11 protein-coding genes are annotated in these 13,047 nt (G+C 71.7%); 6 read left to right on the top strand and 5 right to left on the bottom strand.

Translation table 11 applies throughout. From position 1 onward, the window contains the following. The first annotated feature begins 36 nt into the window (after nucleotides 1-36). On the top strand, nucleotides 37-1,260 hold the full coding sequence (gene hmgA, locus NAF06_RS10740; RefSeq protein WP_008583394.1) for a hydroxymethylglutaryl-CoA reductase (NADPH): 1,224 nt from the start codon (nucleotides 37-39) through the stop codon (nucleotides 1,258-1,260). 30 nt (nucleotides 1,261-1,290) lie between these two features. On the opposite strand, the gene NAF06_RS10735 is transcribed toward hmgA, so the two are convergent. The 3 genes from NAF06_RS10735 to NAF06_RS10725 all read right to left on the bottom strand — a co-directional run bounded on the left by NAF06_RS10735 (nucleotide 1,291) and on the right by NAF06_RS10725 (nucleotide 5,032). Then, nucleotides 1,291-1,608 carry a DUF2250 domain-containing protein gene (locus NAF06_RS10735; protein WP_049908707.1) on the bottom strand — a complete coding sequence of 106 codons (318 nt, stop codon included), beginning with the start codon at nucleotides 1,606-1,608 and terminating at the stop codon, nucleotides 1,291-1,293. A 140-nt stretch (nucleotides 1,609-1,748) separates the two neighbouring features. Beyond that, entirely contained in the window at nucleotides 1,749-3,182 is a 1,434-nt protein-coding gene (cofH, locus tag NAF06_RS10730; RefSeq protein ID WP_008583398.1) for a 7,8-didemethyl-8-hydroxy-5-deazariboflavin synthase subunit CofH, read from the bottom strand. Between the two features lie 542 nt (nucleotides 3,183-3,724). Continuing rightward, nucleotides 3,725-5,032 (bottom strand): acetamidase/formamidase family protein, encoded by a 1,308-nt coding sequence (locus tag NAF06_RS10725; RefSeq protein ID WP_008583400.1) that lies wholly within the window; start codon nucleotides 5,030-5,032, stop codon nucleotides 3,725-3,727. A gap of 223 nt (nucleotides 5,033-5,255) precedes the next feature. On the opposite strand from NAF06_RS10725, the gene nadA reads away from it, so the two are divergent. The 4 genes from nadA (at nucleotide 5,256) to NAF06_RS10705 (ending at nucleotide 9,907) form a co-directional block, all read left to right on the top strand. Continuing rightward, complete coding sequence (gene nadA / locus NAF06_RS10720) at nucleotides 5,256-6,386, top strand: quinolinate synthase NadA (RefSeq protein WP_008583403.1); 1,131 nt, start codon at nucleotides 5,256-5,258, stop codon at nucleotides 6,384-6,386. A 2-nt stretch (nucleotides 6,387-6,388) separates the two neighbouring features. Continuing rightward, nucleotides 6,389-7,993 carry an L-aspartate oxidase gene (locus NAF06_RS10715; protein ID WP_008583406.1) on the top strand — a complete coding sequence of 535 codons (1,605 nt, stop codon included), beginning with the start codon at nucleotides 6,389-6,391 and terminating at the stop codon, nucleotides 7,991-7,993. Then, the gene (gene nadC / locus NAF06_RS10710) at nucleotides 7,993-8,817 is read left to right on the top strand and encodes a carboxylating nicotinate-nucleotide diphosphorylase (RefSeq protein ID WP_008583407.1); all 825 of its coding nucleotides are present in this window, start codon (nucleotides 7,993-7,995) and stop codon (nucleotides 8,815-8,817) included. The genes NAF06_RS10715 and nadC overlap by 1 nt, the downstream gene beginning before the upstream one ends. 115 nt (nucleotides 8,818-8,932) lie before the next feature. After that, nucleotides 8,933-9,907, top strand: coding sequence for an HFX_2341 family transcriptional regulator (locus NAF06_RS10705; protein WP_008583410.1), 975 nt, complete (start codon nucleotides 8,933-8,935; stop codon nucleotides 9,905-9,907). A gap of 420 nt (nucleotides 9,908-10,327) precedes the next feature. Here the strand turns inward: NAF06_RS10705 and NAF06_RS10700 are convergent, their stop codons facing one another. Continuing rightward, nucleotides 10,328-11,314, bottom strand: coding sequence for a M48 family metallopeptidase (locus NAF06_RS10700; RefSeq protein WP_008583412.1), 987 nt, complete (start codon nucleotides 11,312-11,314; stop codon nucleotides 10,328-10,330). 189 nt (nucleotides 11,315-11,503) lie between these two features. On the opposite strand from NAF06_RS10700, the gene NAF06_RS10695 reads away from it, so the two are divergent. Continuing rightward, complete coding sequence (locus tag NAF06_RS10695) at nucleotides 11,504-12,583, top strand: aminopeptidase (RefSeq protein WP_008583416.1); 1,080 nt, start codon at nucleotides 11,504-11,506, stop codon at nucleotides 12,581-12,583. Nucleotides 12,584-12,620: 37 nt separating this feature from the next. On the opposite strand, the gene NAF06_RS10690 is transcribed toward NAF06_RS10695, so the two are convergent. Continuing rightward, the gene (locus NAF06_RS10690; protein ID WP_008583419.1) at nucleotides 12,621-13,016 is read right to left on the bottom strand and encodes a hypothetical protein; all 396 of its coding nucleotides are present in this window, start codon (nucleotides 13,014-13,016) and stop codon (nucleotides 12,621-12,623) included. Between the last annotated feature and the right edge of the window lie 31 nt (nucleotides 13,017-13,047).

Here is a 13,047-nt window from a genome sequence, read left to right as displayed (position 1 = left end):
GACAGCCATTAGCGCCCGCCGCGAGGACTGGTCGGCATGTCGCAACCGACTCCAGCGGACCTCGCGGCCCGCGTCCGCGACGGCGACCTCCGCTTCCACGAGCTGGAAGACCACGCCGACGCCGACACGGCGACCGCCGCGCGCCGGCTGCTCGTCGCGGAGGCGACCGACGCCGACCTCGACCCGCTCGGCGAGTACACGTTCGACGCCGAGGCGGTCCACGGCTCGAACATCGAGAACACGCTCGGCGGCGTCCAGGTGCCGGTCGGCGTCGCCGGCCCGGTGACGATCGACGGGAGCGCCCGCTCGGGCGAGCGCTACCTCCCGCTGGCGACCACCGAGGGCGCGCTCGTCGCGTCGATCAACCGCGGCTGCTCCGCCATCGAACGCGCCGGCGGCGCGACGGCTCGGGTGACCAAGAGCGGGATGACGCGCGCGCCGGTCTTCCGGGTCGCGGGCGTCGCCGAGGCCGAGGCGCTCGTCGCGTGGGTTCGGGACAACGAGGACGCGCTCGCCGAGGCGGCGGAGTCGACGACGAGCCACGGCGAACTGCTCGACGTGACGCCGTACGTCGTCGGCAACAACGTGTTCTGCCGGTTCCGCTACGACACGAAGGACGCGATGGGGATGAACATGGCCACCATCGCGACCCGCGAGGCCTGCGACGTGATCGAGGCCGAGACGGACGCCTCGCTGGTCGCGCTCTCGGGGAACCTCTGTTCCGACAAGAAGCCTGCCGCGATCAACGCCGTCGAGGGGCGCGGGCGCTCGGTCGTCGCGGACGCGACGATCCCCCGCGAGGTCGTCGAGGAGCGCCTCCACACGACCCCGGAGGCGATCGCCGAGATCAACACCCGGAAGAACCTCGTCGGCTCCGCGAAGGCGGGCGCGCTCGGCTTCAACGCCCACGTCGCCAACGCGGTCGCCGCGATGTTCCTCGCCACCGGGCAGGACGAGGCGCAGGTCGTCGAGGGCGCGAACGCGATCACGACCGCCGAGACGACCGACGACGGCGACCTCTACGCCTCCGTCTCGCTGGCGAGCCTCGAAGTCGGGACCGTCGGCGGCGGGACGAAGCTGGCGACCCAGCGCGCGAGCCTTGAGATCCTCGGGGTCGCCGGCGGCGGCGACCCGGCCGGGGCCAACGCCGACGCGCTCGCGGAGTCGATCGCGGTCTGCGCGCTCGCGGGCGAACTCAACCTGCTCGCGGCGCTCGGGTCGCGACACCTCTCGTCGGCGCACGCGGAGCTCGGTCGATAAGCGCCGTCCCGGCGGCTCGGAACCGTTCTCTCAGTCCGACCAGCGCGGGCAGTCGTCGCGGAGCGCGTCGCGCCCCGCGTCGGTAACGCGGTAGACGGCCTCGCCGGAGACGCGCTCGACGAGACCGGCGTCCGCCAGCGCGGTCAGCCGCGACTCGACGTGGTCGTCGTACAGGCCGGTGTTCCCCGCGATGAACGCCTGATAGTCGGCACCGACGTCGGCGAGGTACGCGAGCAGTCGCTCGTCGGACCGCGTGAGCGACGGGCGGTCCGAATCGAGCGCGTCGCCGGCCCGCGCCTCGGAATCTCCCACCTGACGGTCGGTCGGTCGTGCGTCTGGTGCCCCCATCTCACACGTGGTAACGAGTACCGTCATAAAGGCGATACCGGCGGTTCCCACTCGCTGGGAGTCGCCGGCGGTCGCCGGAACGTGTTCGGCGTTCAACCGGTCGCTTCGACCGATCGTCCCGACCGGTCGATCGTCCCGGTTCAGTCGTCGGCCTCGGTGGGCGACGTTCCGGCGGCGTCGCCCTCGGCCGCGCGCTCGGGTAGCATCGGCGTCCCGTCGGCGCGCGGGCCGAGCCGCGGGCCGTGGGGGCCGTCGTCGGGGTCGATCCGGCGGCGGGTCCGGTAGTCGGTCGAGCGCTCGACGGGGGTCCGACCGATCGCCGTGATCATCTCGACGTAGTCGTCGAACGAGCGGTACTCGCCGTACTCGCCGCCGGCGCGGCTGGTGATCTCCTCCGAGAGGATGGTGCCCATGAAGTCGTCCGCGCCGCAGTTGAGGAGCTTCAGCCCGTGGGCGTCGCCCGACTTCACCCACGAGGCCTGAACGTGGTCGACGTTGTCCAAGAAGAGCCGCGCGACCGCGACCACCAGCTCGTCCTCGGCGCGCGAGGGGCCGGAGTCGACGACGCCGCGGCGGTAGAGGGGGGTGTTCTGGTGGATGAAGGATAGGGGGACGAACTCCGTGATCGCGCCCGTCCGGTCCTGGAGGTCGCGGATCACCTTCAGGTGCTCCGCGCGGTGTGCGACCGTCTCGACGTGGCCGTACATCATCGTCGAGGTGACGTCGAGGCCGGCGGCCGCCGCGCCCTCTATCGCCGCAACCCAGTCGCCGGTGCGGATCTTCCCCGGACAGATCACGTCGCGCACCTCGTCGACGAGGATCTCGGCGGCGGTCCCCGGCGCGGAGTCGAGTCCCGCGGCCGCGAGGTCGCGGTAGACGGACTCGTACTCCCAGTCCGTGCCGCGCTTCGCGTGGTACGCCTCCTCGGGCGTCATCGAGTGGAGGTGGACGCCGCCGACGGACATCGCCGCCATCTGTTCGAGGTAGGTGCCCGGGTCGGTGGCGTACGCCTCGGGCGGCTTGTAGTTCACCTCGCTCGCGGGGTCGTCGCGCGCGGCGAGGATCTCGTGGTGCTCCTCGTTCAGCGCGAACGCCGGGTGGAGCCCCGAGACGGAACACACCTCGTAGATCCCCATGTCGAGCGCGTCCTCGACGACGGCGCGCGACTCCGCCGGCGGTTTGGTGAACCCCGCGTGCTCGACGTCGCTGTCGGCCTCGAAGGCGTGCGCGGAGTCCTTGAAGTTACAGAACAGGCACCCCGTGTTACACGCCGTCGTGACGTTGTTGTTGAGGTTGGCGACGAAGGTGACCTCGTCGCCGACCGTCTCGGCGCGGCGGCGGTCCGCGGCCTCCAGCACCGCCTCCTTGCGGACTGGATCTACCCCTTCGCGCTCCGTCCCCGTCGCGAGCAGCTCCGTCGCGTCGTCGACGGTGAGCCGAATCCCGTCGCGGGCCTTCGCGAGCGCGTTCTCGAACGACTGGTCGGTCGCCGGCTCCGCGAAGCCGAACCCGTCCGCGTCGCTCGCTGACCCGCCAGCCGGTCCGGTCCCGTCGGAGTCGCCGCCCGAACTCATCGCGTTAGCATCCCGGTTCCACCGTCATAAACGGGCGGGTCGTGGCACCGCATACCGATACGGGTGACGTGCTGAACGCGGTGCGGTGGCGCGCGCCTCCGAGCGCCCGAAGGGCGCGAGGAGCGCGTGCGAGGGACGCCGCGAGCAGCGTGGCGCAAAGCGCCACGGGCAGCCGGCGGCGGAGCCGCCGGCGACGAAGCGAGCGGCGAGGCTGGGGAGGTGTGAGGTGCCGTGCGGAGCGGTGCGGGGCGGGACTCGAAGGGGCAGCCGCGAGGCGGGCGTAGACGACGCAAGGACCGCAGGAACGGGCGGAGCGAGTGACGAGGACCGCAGCAAGTGTACGCCCGCCTCGCGGCTGGGGCTTCGGTGGTCTTCACAGCGATCGCTCTGTTACAAGCAGCAGCTACGTACGGCCGAGCGGCCGGGGCTTCGGTGGTCGTGTTCCCGACAGCAACTGTGTCGTAGTAAGTGGCCGGGAACTTGGAGGCGGTCGCGCCCAGATGTCCGCGAAAATAGGAAAATCGACCGAGCGCGGGGACCGCTTACAGCCCGTACTGCTCGCGCGCCGCGTCGTCGAGGCCGGCGTCGGCGAGGACCTCCATCGGCACGAGCATGTCGAGTTGGACGACGCCCGGGAGCCGCCCGATCTGGACGCCGCCGGAGAACGTACACCGGGCCCGGACCTCGCCCTCCTCCATGCCGAGGAGGGTCCCCGCGCGGTCGAAGGCGTTCTGCGTGGCGTCGTTCACCGTCGCGCCCGAGCCGATCACCTGGATCGGGGCGGCGTCGGTGTCGACGTCGACGCCGTGTTCGTCGCCGAGGTCGTCGCCGGCCGCGACCTCCTCGTCGGTGTACGGCGCGCTGATGAACGGGAGGTCCTCCTCGTTCGGGAGGAGGACGGGACCGCCGAGGTCGACGTCCTCGATCACCTCCACGTCCATCGTCACCGTCCCGCTCACGTCGGTGGTGTGGAGGGAGAGCTCGCCGTCGCCCTGGTTCGCGTGGAGGTCGCCGACGTACACCCCGCCGCCGTCGACGACGACCGGGCAGATGAGCGTCGCGCCAGCGCGGACCTCGGGCACGTCCATGTGGCCGTCGGTGCGCAGTTCGAGGTCCGCCTCGGTCTCGACGCCGTAGTCGTGGTCCGCGCCGATCAGGTTCTGCCCGAAGTCGCCCGCGTTGTGCGAGTCGGGCATGGTGACGGGCGGCGTGGTGCCGATGTTGCCGATGAATGGGCGGAGGCGGCCGAGCGTGCCCGGCATCCCGTCCGGCTCGTACAGCAGGATCGGGTGCTGGCGCGCGTTCTCGGGGATGTCCATCACCTCGTCGGCGTCGAGGGCCAGTTCGTGTGCGCCCTCTTTGTCGAGCGTGATCCCGACCGCGTTCTCGTGGTCGAACGCGACGGTGTAGCCGTACTCGAAGCCGAACGAGGAGGCGTTCGCGCCGCACTCCGCACAGCGGATCGCGTCCTCGCCGGTGCCCTCGACGACCGAGTCCGGCCACGTCGTGCCGCACTCGGGACACCGGTGGTCGACGAACGGGTCGTCGCCGAACGCGCCCTCGCGCTCCGCCATCGACCCCGTGCTCGTCGCCATGCTCGTCACCTCCACGTCGCGGATGTGGATCGCGACGGCGTCGCCGACCTCCGCGCCCTCGACGCGGATCGGTCGGGTCACCTCGTGGCCGCCCCGGAACGAGGGCGTCACCATCGGCCCCCAACAACCCGGCGGCGTGTACGTCTTCACCGTCCCCCCGTCGGCGACCGTGCCCGCCCACTCCTGGTCCGGCCCGACGAGCCCGAGCGTGTACTGGTCGACGTACAACTCCTGTTGGACCTCTTGCTGTGACATTCCGTGTGTTGATACGGAGTGACACAGCATAATCGTGGTGTTCGCGGCGGTCGCGCCGCGATCCCTCCCGACGCGTCTCACTCATCGCCGGGCGTCGCGGGGACGGACGACAAAACGGCTTCGGAACGGCCCCAAGCGTACTGTTTCTAATCACTGCTAGTTACTGAAGACGAAATTTTTTCAACACGCAGTTCTACAGACTGAGTTACGAAGGTACCCGACGATGCCAGCAATGGAAACTGCGGAGTTCGAGACTGATCTCAGTCTCTTCAAATACGACGACCTCGAACAGCTTCCGCCCGAATACCGAACGCTCTCCGAAGCGGAGCGCACGGAGCGCATCGAATCGGCGCTCCGGACGCTCGGCGACGACGTGGTGATCTTGGGCCACAACTACCAGCGACGGGAGATCGTCGAGCACGCGGACTTCGTCGGTGACTCCTACCAGCTGAGCAAGGAGGCCGCCGCCGCCGACGCCGAGTACGTCGTCTTCGGCGGCGTCACGTTCATGGCCGAGTCCGCGGACATCATCACCGACCCCGAACAGACGGTGATCCTCCCGAGCATGGAGGCGTCCTGTCCGATGGCCGGGATGGCAGAGGCGCTCCAAGTCGACGCGGCGTGGGCGGAGCTGACGGCCGAGACCGACGCGGACGTGGTCCCGGTCACCTACATGAACAGCTACGCCGACCTCAAGGCGTTCTGCGCCGAGCAGGGCGGGCTGGTCTGTACGTCCTCGAACGCCCACGACGCGTTCGAGTACGCCCTCGACCGGGGCGACAAGGTGCTGTTCCTCCCCGACAAGCACCTCGGCGAGAACACGGCCCACCGGCTCGGGCTCGAAGACGAGATCGCCGAGTGGGACCCGTGGGACCCGGAGTCGGCCGACGCGAGCAACGTCGTCGAGAACGACGTGATCCTCTGGGACGGCTACTGCCAGGTCCACGAGCGCTTCCGGGAGTCGCACGTCGAGTCGGTCCGCGCGGAGCACGACGACGTCAGCGTGGTGGTCCACCCCGAGTGTCGCCGCGAGGTCGTCGAGGCGGCCGACGTGGTCGGCTCCACCGCGACCATCTGCGAGACGGTCGCGGACGCCGACCCGGGCGAGACCTGGGCGATCGGGACCGAGATCCACCTCGCCAACCACCTCGGGCGATGGCACCCGGAGGTGAACGTCGTCCCGCTGTGCGGCGACGCCTGTATGGACTGTAACGCGATGCGCCAGATCGATCCCAACTACCTCGCGTGGGTCCTCGAAGAGCTGGTCGAGGGCCGCGAGCGCAACGTCGTCGAGGTCGCGCCCGAGGAGAAGGAGCTCGCCGAGGTCGCGCTCGACCGAATGCTGGAGATCTGACCGTGACGGGACACGAGACCGCGGACGTGCTCGTCGTCGGGTCGGGGATCGCCGGGCTCGCGGCCGCGCTCGCCGCGGCCCGCGAGGGGAGGGAGGTCCTCGTCGCGACGAAGGCCGCCCGCCCGGAGGACGCGTCGTCCTGGTGGGCGCAGGGCGGGATCGCCGTCGCCCGCGACCACCCGGACCGCTTTCGCCGAGACATCCTCGCCGCCTCCGACGGCACGGCCGACCCGGAGGCCGTCGACGTGCTCGTCGAGAACGCCAACGACGCCGTGCGCGACGTGCTCGTCGAGACGCTGGGCGTGGCGTTCGACGGGGAGGCGGACGCTTCCGCCGGCGCGGACGCTTCCGCTGGCGCGGGCGGGTCGGGAACCGCCGCCGCGTTCGCCGACCGCGGCGACGGCGGCTTCGACTTCGGCCGCGAGGCGGCTCACACGGAGGACCGCATCCTCCACGTCGGCGCGGAGACGGGCAAGCACGTCCACGTCCCCCTCCTGAACCACCTCGACGACCGCGCGGGCGTGGAGGTGCGGACCGACGCCGCCGCGCTGGAGCTGATCGGTCACGAGGGGCGCATCCACGGCGCGGTCGTGGAGTCCGACGGCGACCGCATCCCCGTCTACGCCGACGCGACCGTGCTGGCGACCGGCGGGGTCGGGGACCTCTTCGCCCGCTCCACGAACCCCGCGGGGGCCACCGGCGACGGGGTCGCCATGGCCGCCCTCGCCGGCGCGACGGTGACGGACGCGGAGTTCGTCCAGTTCCACCCGACCGCGTACGCCGCCGGTCCGGACGAGGACGGCTTCCTCGTCAGCGAGGCCGTCAGGGGCGAGGGGGCTCTCCTCCGGAACGGCGACGGCGAGCGATTCATGCCGGACTACCACCCGGACGCGGAGCTAGCGCCCCGAGACGTGGTCGCCCGCGCGGTCGACCGGGAGCGCGAGGCGACGGGGTCGGTGGTCCTCGACGTGGGGCCGCTGGACTTCGCGGACGAGTTCCCCGGCCTCGCCGCGAAGTGCGAGGACAGGGGCGTCGACTGGTCCCGCGGGATCCCGGTCGCGCCGGCCGAGCACTTCCTCTGCGGCGGCGTCGACGTGGACGACCGCGGCCGGACGGACCTCGACCGGCTCTACGCCGTCGGCGAGTGCGCGCGCACCGGCGTCCACGGGGCGAACCGGCTCGCGTCCACGAGCCTGCTCGAAGGGCTGGTATGGGGGCTGCGCGCCGGCGCGGACGCGGCCGACGCCGCGGTCGACGCCGACCCCGAGGCCGTCGAGACGCCGGACCTGCTGGACCGCGACCCGGCGCTCCCGGACGACTTCGCCCGCCAGAAGTTCCGCCGCCTGCGCCGCGTGATGGACGAGTGCGCCGGGATCGAGCGCGACGCCGACGACCTGAACCGGGCGCTGGGCGTCCTGCGCCGGCTCAAGGGCGAAGTCGACGCGTACGTCCGAACGCGGACCTCGCGCTCGCTGTACGAGCTGCGCAACGCGACCGTGACGGCGCTGCTGGTGACCCGACAGGCGCTGGCGAACGAGGAGAGCGTCGGGACCCACTACCGAACCGACGCGGCCGAGCCGGCCGACCCCGGGCCGGCGGACGACTGATGCTCACGGACGGCGATGTCGAGCGGTGGCTCCGGGAGGACGTGGGCCACCACGACGTGACCAATCAGGTCCCCGGCGAAACGACCGGCCGGCTCGTCGCCAAGGAGCCCGGCGTCGCGGCCGGGGTCGACGCCGCGAGCGCCGTCTTCGACTACCTCGACGCGACCGTGACCGACCGCGTCGCCGACGGGACCGCCGTCGAGCCCGGCGACGTGCTGCTGCGAGCGGCGGGACCGGCGCGGGCGGTCCTGCGCGGCGAGCGCGTTGCGGTGAACGTCGCCGGCCACGCGTCCGGCGTCGCGACGAGGACCGCCGCCGCCGTGTCGGCCGCGCGCGAGGTCGACGACGGCGTGCGTATCGCGGCGACGCGCAAGACCACGCCCGGCCTGCGCGGGGTCGAGAAGCGGGCCGTCGCGGCCGGCGGCGGCGACACCCACCGGCTCGACCTCTCGCACATGGTGATGGTGAAGGACAACCACGTCGCCGAGATGGGGCTGGTGGACGCGATCGAACACTTCCGGGAGCGGGCCTCCTTCGCGACCGCCCTCGACGTGGAGGTCGAGGACCCGGACGACGCCGCGCGCGCCGCGGCGGCCGGCGCTGACGTGGTCCTCCTGGACAACATGACGCCCGCGGAGACGGCGACGGCGGTTGACCGCGTGGCGGCCGGCGACGCGGACGCGCTGACGGAGGCCTCCGGCGGGATCACGGTCGAGACCGTGCCGGAGTACGCCGCGACCGGCGTCGACGTGATCTCGATGGGGGGGCTCACCCACTCCGCGCCGACGCTCGACCTCTCGTTCCGGACGGGGGACGATTCGTAGGTCGGTCGACGGCCGGGCCCGTTCGACCGGCCGGCGATCGCCTCGGCCCGCTCAGGGGGGCGGACCGCGGGCGCGAAGTGGTAGTTTTTATGAACGGCACCGCTACGAGGTGCGTATGCAGACCCACATCGTCCCGGTCGGGTTCGACTACGACCGGATGATCGCCCCCCTCATCCGGGACCAGTTCGACGTCGACCGGGTGATCCTGCTGGAGGGGACGGTCGGCAGCGAGGGCAACGTCGAGTACTCGCGCAACATCGCCCGGAAGCTCGAACAGGACTTTCAGAACCTGCTCGGCGCGAAGACGGTCCGAGAGAAGCTGACCGACGTGTACGACTACGACGCCGCCTTTGAGCGCGCCTACGACCTGATCAACGCGGAGTTGGACCGCGACGGAGGGCCCGCGGAGGACGGCGACGACTCCGCCGCCCCCGCCGAGGAGCGCGAGGTGTGGGTGAACCTCTGTTCGATGCCCCGCCCCGTCTCCTTCGCGTTTGCGACCGCGGCCCACTCCATCATGGTCGAGCGGCAGGCGGACCGCGACCGCATCCACACCTACTACACGGCCCCCGAGAAGTACTTAGAGACCGAGCTCGCCGAGGAGCTGCGCGCGACGCGGGACCTCCTCCGGGACCTCGACGCCGGGAGCGACGAGGGGCTCGCCGAGGCGGGCGTCGACCCCGACCGCGTCTCCGACCGGCTGGCGAGCACCACCGACCTGCTCGCGGAGTTCGACGAGCGCGGGACGACCATCGGCGCGAAGCGCATCGGCGACAGCCACGTCATCGAGCTGCCGGTCGCCTCCTTCCAGAACGTCAAGCCGTTCGAGGAGCTGGTGCTGTTCACGCTCGGCGAACACGGCGAGTTCGAGTCCGTCTCGGAGCTGGCGGAGACGCTCGCCGACGAGCTCAACGAGGAGTACACCGACTCGTTCCGCTCGAAGGTCATCTACAACGTCGACCGGCTCGGCCCCGGCGGGAAGGGGTACATCGAGCGCGAGGAACACGGGAAGTCCTACCGGACGAGCCTCTCCCGGATCGGCCGGCTGTGGGTCCGAGCGCACGCCGACGACGACCGCGACATCGCCTGATACGCAATCGCCGAAGTCCTATTTATTCGTCATGAGACGACGAACTCGGTGACCGAGACCGCCGAAGCCCCAGTCGCTCGGCTATACGAGAACAGATCTGTATATAAACCGCTGACCAACACGAACACCGCCGAAGCCCCAGTCGCGAGGACGCCGCACGCTCGCTGCGGTCCTCACTCGGTCGCTTACGCTCCCTCGTTGTGGTCCTTACTTCGCCTGCGGCGTCCTCGCGACTGCCCCTTCGAGTCCCGCCCCGCACAGCACCGCGGCCGCACCTCACGCCTCCCCAGCCTCGTCGACCGGCCTCCGCTTCGCTCCGACCGGTCGACTCCCTCGCGCGGCGCTCCTCGCGGCCGCCATCGGCGGCCGCTCGGAGGCGCGCGCCACCGCACGAGTTCGACTACCACAGGATGCCGGGATTCACCGAGACGCTCGCCTGCCCCCGCCGGTCCGCCGCGACGGCCCGGCCGGGATCCGTCGCGTCGGCCCCTGCGACTCGGCCCGCCGCCGCAGCCGCTCGACGCGCTCGCCGGTCGACGGGTGCGTCGACAGCCATCGTTCGGCCGCGTCCTCGGTCCGCTTGTGCGTCGAGAACGGGGCGAGCGACCACGTCGGTTCGGTCGCGCGCTCGATCCGGCGGAGCGCCCGCGCGAGCGCCGTCGGATCGCCGGTCACCTCCGCCGCGCGGTCGTCCGCGGCGAACTCCCGCCTGCGCGACCGCGACCGCGAGAGGAGCGTCGTCAGGACGAACCCCGCGAACAGCGCCCCGGCGAGCGCCCGGTGAAGCCGCGCGAACGGCCCGGACCGGTCGCTCGGCCGGCCCCGGATCCACGCCGAGGCGGTTGCGAGCCCCGACAGCGCGAGCAGCGCCGGCAGCGCGGCCACGGTGGCGAGTCCGACAACCGAGCGCCCGATCCCGTCGGCCATCGCGATCGCGAAGCCGTCGTTCCGCTCCAGGTGCGCCAGCTCGTGCGCGAGGATGGCCTCGATCTCGCGGGCGGAGAGCAGCCGGAACAGCGACCGGTCGACGACCAGCGCGCCGCCGTCCGACCCGCCGCCGACCGCGAACGCGTTCGGCGCGCGCGTGTCCGTGACGTACAGCGCCGGCCGCGCGACCTCCATCCGGGCCGCGAGCGAGTCGATCCGGCGGTGGAGGTCCGGCGCGCGCTCGCGGGGCAGCCGGTCGCCGTCGAGGCTCGCGAGGACCTGCGCGGTCCCGACCCGGTAGCTGAGGTACGCCGAACCGAGCGCGCCGGCGGCCAGCAGCGCGAGGAGGACCGGGAGGTCGGGGCGGGCGGCCCAGAGCGCCCGCAGCAGGTCGCAGACGAACAGCGCCGCGGTCAGGTAGACGGCGAGCAGGACGACGCCGACCGCCGCCGCGGCCGCGCGGAACGCCAGCCGAGACATGTCCGGAGGTACGCGGCGGCCGGGCAAACGCGTTGCGGCCGGAGCGGGCCGGGCCAGAGCGGGCCGGGGCGGGCCGGGCCGCCGCAGCCGTCGCACCGCGCCGCGACAGCCGGCTCCCGGCCCGGGATTTCCCCCGCCCGGCGGGCCGGAAGGAAAAGCGGTAATTCCCCGGCCCCGAAACGCCACGACATGGACGCACGCGTACGCGAACACGCCGAGATCATCGCCGACCACTCCACCGGCATCGAGTCGGGCGACGACGTGGTCATCCAGCTGCCAAAGGAGGCCGAGGACCTCGCGGTCGCGCTCCACGAGGTCTGCGGCGACCGCGGCGCGAACCCGGTGTACCTCAACTACTCGAAGCGCGCCCAGCGCGCGTTCAAGCGCTCCGCCGACGAGTTCACGGAGCCGAGCCACCGGCGCGCGCTCTACGAGGAGGCCGACGCCTTCGTCATCGCGCGCGGCGGCGCGAACGCCACCGAGGACGCCGACGTCGACCCCGAGACGAACGCGGCGTACAACCGCGCGATGGAGGACGTCAAGCGGACGCGCCTCTCGAAGACGTGGTGTCTCACCCAGTACCCGACCGCGAGCCACGCCCAGCTCGCCGGCATGAGCACCGAGGCGTACGAGAACTTCGTCTGGGACGCCGTCTCGCTCGACTGGGACGAACAGCGCGAGTTCCAGTCGAACATGGTCGAGATCTTAGACGACGCCGACGAGGTCCGGATCAAGTCGGGCGAGGAGACGGACCTCACCCTCGACGTGTCCGGCAACTCCACGCTCAACGACTACGGCGAGGCGAACCTCCCGGGCGGCGAGGTGTTCACCGCGCCGACGCGCGACGGCGTCGACGGCGAGGTCCACTTCGACCTGCCCCTCTACCGTTACGGCCGCGAGATCGACGGCGTTCGGCTCCGATTCGAGGACGGCGAGGTCGTCTCGCACTCCGCCGAGCGCAACGAGGACCTGCTCTCCGGCATCCTCGACACCGACGAGGGGTCGCGTCACCTCGGCGAACTCGGCATCGGGATGAACCGCCAGATCGACCGGTTCACCTACAACATGCTGTTCGACGAGAAGATGGGCGACACCGTCCACATGGCGGTCGGCTCCGCGTACCCCGAGACGGTCGGCGGGGACAACGAGGTCAACGAGTCCGCCGAGCACGTCGACATGATCGTCGACATGAGCGAGGACTCGATCATCGAGGTCGACGGCGAGGTCGTCCAGCGGAACGGGACGTTCGTCTTCGAGGACGGCTTCTGAGGCGACGACCGGTCCTGCCGTCGGTTCGGCGTGGCGGTCAGTCCGACGCGGCGGCGTCGCGCTCGGCGCTCCGGCGGAGGAACGCCGCGTACGCGACGAGGAGGACCCCGAACAGCCCGACCGTTCCGATCGCGGCGGGGACCGGGTAGTCCGCCAGCGGCGCGATCTCGCCGTCCGGGGCCGCGACCACGTCGACGACGCCCCCGCCGAGCGACAGCGCGAGCACGGCGACCCACATCGTCCCGACCGCGTAGCCGAGTTCGACGAGCCGGTGGGCGCGCGCCGCGTGCGCGACGACCGCGCCGCCGCCGAGGACCGGGATCGCGACGAGCGGGCTCGTCGGGGCCGCGAGGAGCACGCTCCCGCCGAGCGCGATGGCCGTCCAGTAGACGGCGACGGCGACGGCCGTGCGGAGCGGGTCGGGGAGGGACATACCGCGGGAGTTCGACCCGGTGCCACAAAAC

Source organism: Halorubrum hochsteinianum (genome assembly GCF_023702125.1).
In the GTDB taxonomy this organism is placed as follows: Archaea; Halobacteriota; Halobacteria; order Halobacteriales; family Haloferacaceae; genus Halorubrum; species Halorubrum hochsteinianum.
The sequence above is the reverse complement of the archived record's forward strand: the minus strand, read 5'-3'. Positions and strand labels throughout refer to the sequence as shown.

Excerpts from the sequence above, each read along its gene's own strand:
- hmgA (WP_008583394.1), top strand. The coding sequence starts at position 37 with ATGTCGCAACCGACTCCAGCGGACCTCGCGGCCCGCGTCCGCGACGGC.
- NAF06_RS10735 (WP_049908707.1), bottom strand. The coding sequence starts at position 1,608 with ATGGGGGCACCAGACGCACGACCGACCGACCGTCAGGTGGGAGATTCC.
- cofH (WP_008583398.1), bottom strand. The coding sequence starts at position 3,182 with ATGAGTTCGGGCGGCGACTCCGACGGGACCGGACCGGCTGGCGGGTCA.
- NAF06_RS10725 (WP_008583400.1), bottom strand. The coding sequence starts at position 5,032 with ATGTCACAGCAAGAGGTCCAACAGGAGTTGTACGTCGACCAGTACACG.
- nadA (WP_008583403.1), top strand. The coding sequence starts at position 5,256 with ATGCCAGCAATGGAAACTGCGGAGTTCGAGACTGATCTCAGTCTCTTC.
- nadC (WP_008583407.1), top strand. The coding sequence starts at position 7,993 with ATGCTCACGGACGGCGATGTCGAGCGGTGGCTCCGGGAGGACGTGGGC.
- NAF06_RS10705 (WP_008583410.1), top strand. The coding sequence starts at position 8,933 with ATGCAGACCCACATCGTCCCGGTCGGGTTCGACTACGACCGGATGATC.
- NAF06_RS10700 (WP_008583412.1), bottom strand. The coding sequence starts at position 11,314 with ATGTCTCGGCTGGCGTTCCGCGCGGCCGCGGCGGCGGTCGGCGTCGTC.
- NAF06_RS10695 (WP_008583416.1), top strand. The coding sequence starts at position 11,504 with ATGGACGCACGCGTACGCGAACACGCCGAGATCATCGCCGACCACTCC.
- NAF06_RS10690 (WP_008583419.1), bottom strand. The coding sequence starts at position 13,016 with ATGTCCCTCCCCGACCCGCTCCGCACGGCCGTCGCCGTCGCCGTCTAC.